Raw genomic sequence first — 7,812 nt, 5'->3', positions numbered from 1 at the left:
CTCCCGGACACGCCATGTCTCACGATGCCCTTGCCGCTCTCGATCGCCTTCCCCGCATCGCGCTTCTCGACAACGCCACGGCAATACATCGCCTTTCCCGTATCGAAGAACAACTCGGCCTGACGCGGCGAGGCATCCGTTTGAGCATCAAACGCGACGATGTCATGGCGCTGGGCGGCGGCGGCAACAAGCTGCGCAAGATGGAATATCACCTTGGCTATGCGCGCGACATCGGCGCGGACACGGTGATCACGGTGGGCGGCGTCCAGTCCAACCATGCGCGATTGACGGCGGCGGCGGCCGCCCGTCATGGCTTTGCGTGCGAAATGCTGCTTGCGCGCATGGTTCCCAAGGAGGGAGATGACTATGAGAAGAACGGCAATGTGCTTCTCGATGAATTGTTTGGCGCCACGGTGACCCTGCTGCCGCGCGGTGAGAATGCGCTCGTCCACGCCAATGCACGTGCCGAGGCGCTGCGGAACGAAGGGCATACGGTCGTCGTCCTGCCCACCGGGGGTTCTACGCCTCGCGGTGTGCTCGGCTATGCGCGCTGCGCGCGCGAGATCTCCCAGCAGGAAGACGAGCTCGGGCTGCGCTTCGACCGTATCGTCGTTCCGAACGGAAGCTCCGGAACGCATGCGGGCCTGGTGGCAGGGTTCGCCGCCCTGGGTCGCGATCCGGCACGCGTATCCGCGTATTCCGTTCTCGGCGAGCGGGACGCCACCGCGGCGACGACGCACGGCCTCGCGCGCGAGGGACTCGGACTGCTGGAGTCCACGGCCGACCTTGCCGCGAACGAGGTGCATGTCGATGGGTCGCAGCTTGGCGACGGCTACGGCGTGCCTACGCCAGCGATGAAGGAAGCCTTGCGTTTAATGGCGAGTGCCGAGGGCATCCTGCTCGATCCGGTGTACTCGGGGAAGGCGTTCGCCGGGTTGTTGCAGGACCTGCGCAGCGGGGTCGTGCGCGATGGGGAGCATGTTTTGTTTGTTGCTACCGGTGGGCAGCCGGGGCTTTATGCGTATCGCGAGGACCTGATGGGGTGAAGCGATGCTCTGTGTGGGAGCCGCTTCAGCGGCGATACCTGGCGGTGTCGCCAGCACCATCGCCGATGAATCGGCTCCCACATTCAGCGCGACCAGCCGGCCTTACGGCAACTCCACGCGCGCAACCAACCCACCACCCGCCCGATTCGCAAGCGTAAGCCGCCCGCCCACCGACAGCATCAACTGCGCCGCAATCGCCAATCCCAACCCGGTCCCACCCGTATCGCGGTTCCGCGACGTCTCCAGTCGATAGAACGGCTCCAGCACACGCGCCAGCTCGTCATCGGGAATACCCGGCCCGTTGTCGGCCACCTCGATACACAAGGCCCCGGCGGACGTGCGCGTCATGCCCACCTCCGCAGCACCCGCGTACTTCAACGCGTTGTCGATCAGGTTGCCTAGCACTCGACGCAGGGCCTGCGGCCGGACGATGGCGGTGCCGTCGACGCTGCCGGTGAGACTCACCGCTTTGCCTGTGTCCTGGTAGTCGAACACCAGGCTTTCCATGAAGGCCGCCGGGTCGATCTTGCGCGGTGTCTCCGTCGCGCCGTGCGCGCTGCGCGCATAAGCGACGCCCTCTCGCACCAGATGCTCCATCTCGTGCAGGTCCTGTAGCAACTTGCCACGCTCCGGACACTCCTCGAGGCCCTCGGCGCGCAGGCGCATCCGTGTGATCGGTGTCTGCAGGTCGTGCGAGATCGCGACGAGGATCTGCAGGCGTTCCTTCACGTAGAGGGCAATGCGATCCTGCATGGCGTTGAAGGCAACCGCCGCCTGTGCCACCTCGGTCGGACCGTCCTCGGACATCCGTGGTCCCTCGTTCGTGGGCGTGATGGATTCCGCGGCGCGCGCCAGACGCACCAAGGGCCGCGTCGCCAGACGGACAGCCACCCAGGTAATCACCAGAAGCACGACCATCTGCAGGATGAAGACGAAGGGCAGCCAGTCGGCGAGGGGCATCACCCGGGGGGTCACCTCGATGCTCAGGGGCTCTCCGTCATGCAGGGTGAGATGCACCTGGTAGCGTTCCGGACCCATCGACACGGTGTTCGCCTTGACCGCAAACGATGGTCCGACTTCACGCTGGATCAGATCGGTGACGACACGCGCGCGATTCGAAATCGGATCGGCGCCGGCCTTGCCGGGCCCGAGGATATAGCGATAGTTATCGCGCTGGAGACGACTTATCCATGCCGGCCGTTCCACCGCCGGAAGACGGTCAAGGATCGCGACCGACGTACCGACGTCGTGCTCGAGCGTATTGAGCATGATCGTCTTGGCGCTCTGGTAACGCTCGAAGAAGAGCAGCCCGAACGACATGCCATGCGCTAGCAGCAAACCGGCGAAGATGATCAGGTACAGGCGCGACGCGATGCTGCGCGGCATCCAGCGCCGGAGCGTCGCCTTCACGACGCTTCCCCGAGCACCGTGACCGGCATGGTGAAGACGTAGCCTTCGTTGCGGACCGTCTTGATGTACGCCTGTTCGCGCGCATCGTCGACGAGGCGCTGGCGAAGACGACTCACCATCAGGTCGATCGAGCGGTCGAACAACTCGGCGTCGCGACCCTGAGTGAGGTTGAGCAGCTGGTCCCGCGAAAGGATCCGCTGCGGGTGATCCAGGAATACCCGAAGCAAGCGGAACTCCGCCCCGCTCAACGACACGATCGTGCCTTCGTCGTCGAGCAGGTGGCGCGCGGTGGTGTCCAGGCGCCAGCGGCCGAAACCGAGCATGCCGCTGGCTTCGGTCACGCGCAGGTTCGGCGGCAGCATGCGCGTGCGGCGGATCACCGCGTTGATACGCGCCAGCAACTCGCGTGGCGAGAACGGTTTGACCACGTAGTCGTCGGCACCCATCTCCAGGCCGATGATCCGGTCGGTCTCGTCGTCCCGCGCGGTGAGCAAAAGCACCGGGATTGCCCGGTGTTTGCTTGCGCGCAGGTTACGGGTGAGCACCAGGCCATCGTCACCCGGCATCATGATGTCGAGCACGATGAGGTCGACGGCGGTGGTGTCGAGCAAGGCGTTCATCTCGCGACCATCTGCCGCCACGCTGGTGCGCAGCCCATTCTTCTGCAGGTATTGCGCGACACCGGTGCGAATCTCGCGGTCGTCATCGACAACGAGGATATGGTCGACATGGTCCATGCCAGGCTCCGGGTTACCAGGTGAAAGAAAGGGTCAGGTTCACGCCTTGCCGAGCAGCTGGCGGACGCGTGCTTCGGTTTCGTCGTAGTTTCCCTCGCCGTAGTGGCTGTAGACAATCTTGCCGTTCTGGTCGATCAGGTACAGCGCCGGCCAGAAGCGATTGCCATAGGCGTTCCAGGTGGCGTAGCTGTTGTCGACCGCGACCGGGTAGGTGATGCCTTGCTGCCTGATGGCCGAGGCGACACCCCCTAGGTCGTGCTCTTCGTCGTACTCCGGCGTATGGACGCCGACGACGACCAGGCCATCGTTGGCATAGCGCTGGTACAACGCCTCGGTGTGGGGAACCACGTGGACGCAGTTGATGCACTCGTGCGTCCAGAACTCCACCAGCGTGACCTTGCCGTGCAGGTCCTTCAGCGACAGCGGCTGGGAATTGAACCAGTGATCGATACCGGTGAATTCAGGCGCGGGCACGACGGCCGGGGCGGACGCGACATCGCCGGCCCGGTCACGTGCCCAGCCGGCAGGCCAGGAAGCAATGGCTGCGATACACAAGACGGAAAAGACGAGGAGCAGGCGGGGAGAGGTCATGGCAAGTCACCTGTGCATTGGGGATGACTTATTTAAGCGCCGCCACGTATCCCACGCGTGTCGCGCGAGGGCCGTTTTGTATCCAAACGTAGCGGGCCGCCGCGGCGTGTTCCGGCCCTGGGGAGCCCTGGTGTGTATCTGAATGTATCCAGCGGCCTTCGCTACACATTCCGACGCGTTTCGGCAGGGGTGGCGACACACCCGTGATACCCCGCGGGCGCCTCCTAGTCATCACCTCCAACCGAACGGGATACCACCATGTCACGCATCGAGAACGTCCTCTATACCGGCAAGACCCGTACCACCGGCGGCCGCGACGGCGAGTCGCGCAGCTCCGACGACCGCCTGGTGGTCAAGCTGTCACCCCCCGGCACAGCCGGCACCGGCACCAACCCGGAACAGCTGCTTGCCGCCGGTTGGTCCGCCTGCTTTATCGGTGCGATGGGTCTCGCCGCCCGTGCGCAGCACATCGCCCTGCCCAAGGATACCGAGGTGAACACCGAGGTCGATCTCGGTACCTCGGGTGAGGAGTACTTCCTCCAGGCCCGCCTCAACGTGAGCCTTCCCGGGCTTGACCGCGATGTCGCCCAGTCCCTGATCGCTTCCGCGCACCGCACCTGCCCGTACTCGAAAGCGCTTCACGGGAACATCGACATCGTCACCACGCTCGCCTGAGTGGCTCGGTTACCATCGGGACTTTCCACGATGCAAGGCTGGACCGATGGGGATGTTTCACCGACTTGTGGCTTGCGCTGCTCTGCTTTGTGCGTCGGCGGTTGCCAACGGGGCTACCGCCGATGCGCCCCCGCCTGACGCGGCGGCCCCCTGGTGGAAGCACGCCTTCATCTACGAGATCTACCCACGCAGCTTCGGGGATAGTAACGGCGATGGTATCGGCGATCTCAATGGCATCACCGGGCACCTCGACTACCTGCAGAAACTCGGCGTGGATGCCATCTGGATCGCGCCGATGTACCCCTCGCCACAGGTGGACTTCGGGTACGACATCGCCGATTACCAGGCCGTGGATGCGAAATACGGCTCACTTGCCGACTTCGACCGCCTGATAAAGGCAGCGAGCGAGCGTCATGTCCGCATCATCCTGGACATGGTCCTCAACCACACGTCGGACAAGCACACATGGTTCATCGAATCGGCCAGCTCGCGTGACAATCCGAAATCCGACTGGTACGTGTGGAACGACGGCATCGACGCGAAAACAGCGGGCGCGACGGATCTGCAGAAACGCAACACCCACAATGGTCGCATCCCGCCCAACAACTGGGAGTCCGTGTTTGGCGGCTCCGCCTGGGAATGGGCGCCCGCGCGTCGGCAGTTTTATTACCACCGCTTCTACGTGCAGCAGCCGGATCTCAACTGGCGCAATCCTGCGGTCGAAAAGGCGATGTTCGGCGCCATGAGGTTCTGGCTCGACCGGGGCGTGGCGGGTTTTCGCCTCGATGCGATCTCGACGCTGTTCGAAGATACGCAGCTGCGCGACGATCCGGTGCGCCCGGGCACGAATGCCCAGGGCGATCCCAACCTGCATTCGCTCTACAGCGACAACCTGCCTGAAGTGCACGACGTGATGCGGCGCATGCGCGCGATGGTCGGTGCCTATCCGGGCGACCGCGTACTCATCGGTGAAACTTACACGCCCGACATCCCGACGCTGGACGTGTGGTACGGCACAGCAAAGGCGCCCGAGCTCCAGCTTCCCATGAACATGCTGCCCGGCTTTGGCTGGCAGGCGAGCTTCGATGCCGACTGGTTTCGCAGCCATCTCGCTTCCTCGCAGGAGGTGCATGGCCAGCCACTCATTGTCTTCGACAACCACGAYAATCCGCGCTCGATCGACCGTTTTGGCGACGGCGAGCACAACGTGGCACGCGCCCGGATYGTGGCCACCGCACTGTTGACCACCCGCGCGGTGGCGCTGACGTACTACGGTGCGGAGCTCGGCATGACGACGGCCACGCCGACACGCGTCGAAGACGTCCGTGACCCGATCGGTGTCACCGGCTGGCCGAAGGAGAAAGGTCGCGACGGTGAACGTACACCTATGCAATGGCTGYCGGGCGCGCAGGCGGGGTTTTCGACCAGCCCGCGAACCTGGCTGCCCGTCACGTCTGACCACGTGACGATCAACGTCCAGACCGAACTGGCCCGGCCGGATTCGCTGCTCAACTGGTACCGCGATCTTGCCGCGCTTCGTCGCGACAACGCCGCCCTGCGCGACGGCGCCATGACCTTCCTGGATCGGACCAACGCCCACGTCCTCGTCTACCGGCGCGAGGGCACGCAGCCGGTGCTGGTGATGCTGAACTTCAGCGGATCGCCGCAGCGCCTCGCGAACGGCCTGATGCCGGGCAAGATAACGACACTGATGGCGAGTGACCCTTCCCTGCGCTCGACGACAGCCGTCGAAGGCGCCACCCTTCCCCCTTATGCCGCATGGGTGGTGACACCGGGGGCGGATTAGCCGTTTTGGGTATGTGAGCGACGGCCCGTCGGGCGTAGATTATTGCGAGCCACTGGAGATACGCATGTTTCGTCGGTCGTGGGTCGTTTGGGTGTCGCTGCTCGTTGCTGCAGCGGCACATGGCCAGGAGATGCACGACCACGGGATGCCCGAGAAGCTCGGGAAGGTGACGTTTTCCATCTCCTGCGACCCGAAGGTGCAGCAGCCCTTCGATCGCGCCGTCGCGCTGCTGCATTCCTTCGCCTACGGTCCCGCCACGCAGGCGTTCCGCGATATCGCCGCTGCCGATCCCCACTGCGCCATGGCGCACTGGGGCGTGGCGATGACCTACTTCCACCCCGTGTGGGCGCCTGCGCTTCCACCGGACACCTTCGCCGCGGGCCAGAAGGAAATGCTCGAAGCAACCCGGCTGGGTGCCACGACACCGCGCGAGCAGCAATTCATCCACGCACTTGGCGAGCTCTACAAGGTCGATGCCGGCCTCACGCTGGCACAGCGCACGCTCGCCTATCAGAAGGCCATGGCCGAACTGGCTCGAAGCAACCCGAACGATGTCGAAGCCCAGGTGTTCTATGCCGTCGCGCTCCTGTCGAACGCGGCGCCTTCGGACAAGACCCACGCCCGACAGAAGCGGGCCATCGATATCCTCGATCCCCTGTTCCGGACGCATCCCGACCATCCCGGCATCGCCCATTACCTTATCCACGCCTGCGATAGCGCCGAGTTGGCGCAGCGTGGGCTCCCTGCTGCCAGGAAGTACGCGTCCATCGCACCCTCGGCACCGCATGCGCTGCACATGCCTTCGCACATCTTCACGCGTCTCGGCCTGTGGAACGACTCCATCCAGTCCAATCTCGCCTCCCAGGCATCCGCGCGCGCGCACGGCGACACGATGGGACAGCTGCACGCGATGGACTACCTGGTTTACGCCTATATGCAGACAGGTCGCGCGAAGGAAGCCAGTGCGGTCGTCGACGCGATGCGCACCATGCCTTCGCTCGACATGGAGGATTTCGGTATCGCTTATGCCGCTACCGCCATGCCCATCCGTGTCGCCGTGGAGCAGTCGCATTGGGCGGATGCCAGTGCGATCAAGGATGCTTCGGGAGCACCGCCCTCCGTCGTCGCCATCGCCGTATGGGCGAGGGGGTTGGGACTGGCGCGCACCGGGCATGCCGCGGAGGCGCGACAGGAAGCGAACCGCCTGTCACAGATAGCCACACAGCTCAACGCGACCGGCGACACCTATTGGTCGGCGCAGACGAGCGTGCTGGCGGACGAAGTCATGGCCTGGGCGGCGCAAGCCAGCGGCGATACGGCAAATGCGGTGAGGTTGCTCAGCACTGCCGCAGACAAGGAGGACGCGCTGGAGAAGCGGCCGGTGACGCCGGGACCGATCCTTCCCGCGCGCGAACAACTCGGCGATCTCCTGTTACTGCAGAACCAACGAGCCGCCGCACTGGCAGCCTTCCAGACCACGCTCGCGCAGTCACCTGGCAGGGCAGGCGCGCTACGAGGCAAAGCCCTCGCCTCCCCGTAGGAGGGC

General features: G+C 64.6%; 7 protein-coding genes. 4 read left to right on the top strand and 3 right to left on the bottom strand.

What is annotated here, in order from left to right; genetic code table 11:
• Positions 1 to 1,046 (top strand): D-cysteine desulfhydrase family protein (locus AC1DT2_RS01775; RefSeq protein WP_477293808.1); only part of this gene is annotated, 1,046 nt, incomplete at its 5' end.
• Between the two features lie 102 nt (positions 1,047 to 1,148).
• Here the strand turns inward: AC1DT2_RS01775 and AC1DT2_RS01770 are convergent.
• Genes AC1DT2_RS01770 through AC1DT2_RS01760 form a run of 3 tightly spaced genes read right to left on the bottom strand, consistent with a single transcriptional unit; the run spans position 1,149 to position 3,784 of the window.
• On the bottom strand, positions 1,149 to 2,456 hold the full coding sequence (locus tag AC1DT2_RS01770; RefSeq protein WP_477293806.1) for a sensor histidine kinase: 1,308 nt from the start codon (positions 2,454 to 2,456) through the stop codon (positions 1,149 to 1,151).
• On the bottom strand, positions 2,453 to 3,193 hold the full coding sequence (locus tag AC1DT2_RS01765) for a response regulator (RefSeq protein ID WP_213949197.1): 741 nt from the start codon (positions 3,191 to 3,193) through the stop codon (positions 2,453 to 2,455). Before AC1DT2_RS01765 ends, AC1DT2_RS01770 begins: the two co-directional genes overlap by 4 nt.
• 39 nt (positions 3,194 to 3,232) lie before the next feature.
• Entirely contained in the window at positions 3,233 to 3,784 is a 552-nt protein-coding gene (locus AC1DT2_RS01760) for a redoxin family protein (protein WP_477293804.1), read from the bottom strand.
• 258 nt (positions 3,785 to 4,042) lie between these two features.
• Here AC1DT2_RS01760 and AC1DT2_RS01755 point away from each other — a divergent pair, with 258 nt between their 5' ends.
• The 3 genes from AC1DT2_RS01755 to AC1DT2_RS01745 all read left to right on the top strand — a co-directional run bounded on the left by AC1DT2_RS01755 (position 4,043) and on the right by AC1DT2_RS01745 (position 7,806).
• Positions 4,043 to 4,459 (top strand): organic hydroperoxide resistance protein, encoded by a 417-nt coding sequence (locus AC1DT2_RS01755; RefSeq protein ID WP_477293802.1) that lies wholly within the window; start codon positions 4,043 to 4,045, stop codon positions 4,457 to 4,459.
• A gap of 52 nt (positions 4,460 to 4,511) precedes the next feature.
• Positions 4,512 to 6,266, top strand: a complete 1,755-nt coding sequence (locus tag AC1DT2_RS01750) for a glycoside hydrolase family 13 protein (RefSeq protein ID WP_477293800.1) — start codon at positions 4,512 to 4,514, stop codon at positions 6,264 to 6,266.
• A 64-nt stretch (positions 6,267 to 6,330) separates the two neighbouring features.
• Positions 6,331 to 7,806, top strand: a complete 1,476-nt coding sequence (locus AC1DT2_RS01745) for a hypothetical protein (protein WP_477293798.1) — start codon at positions 6,331 to 6,333, stop codon at positions 7,804 to 7,806.
• Positions 7,807 to 7,812 lie beyond the last annotated feature (6 nt).

This window comes from Luteibacter sp. P4_E6 (assembly GCF_056401535.1).
Note: the sequence above shows the minus strand (reverse complement) of the source record. Positions and strands in the feature narration are given on the sequence as shown.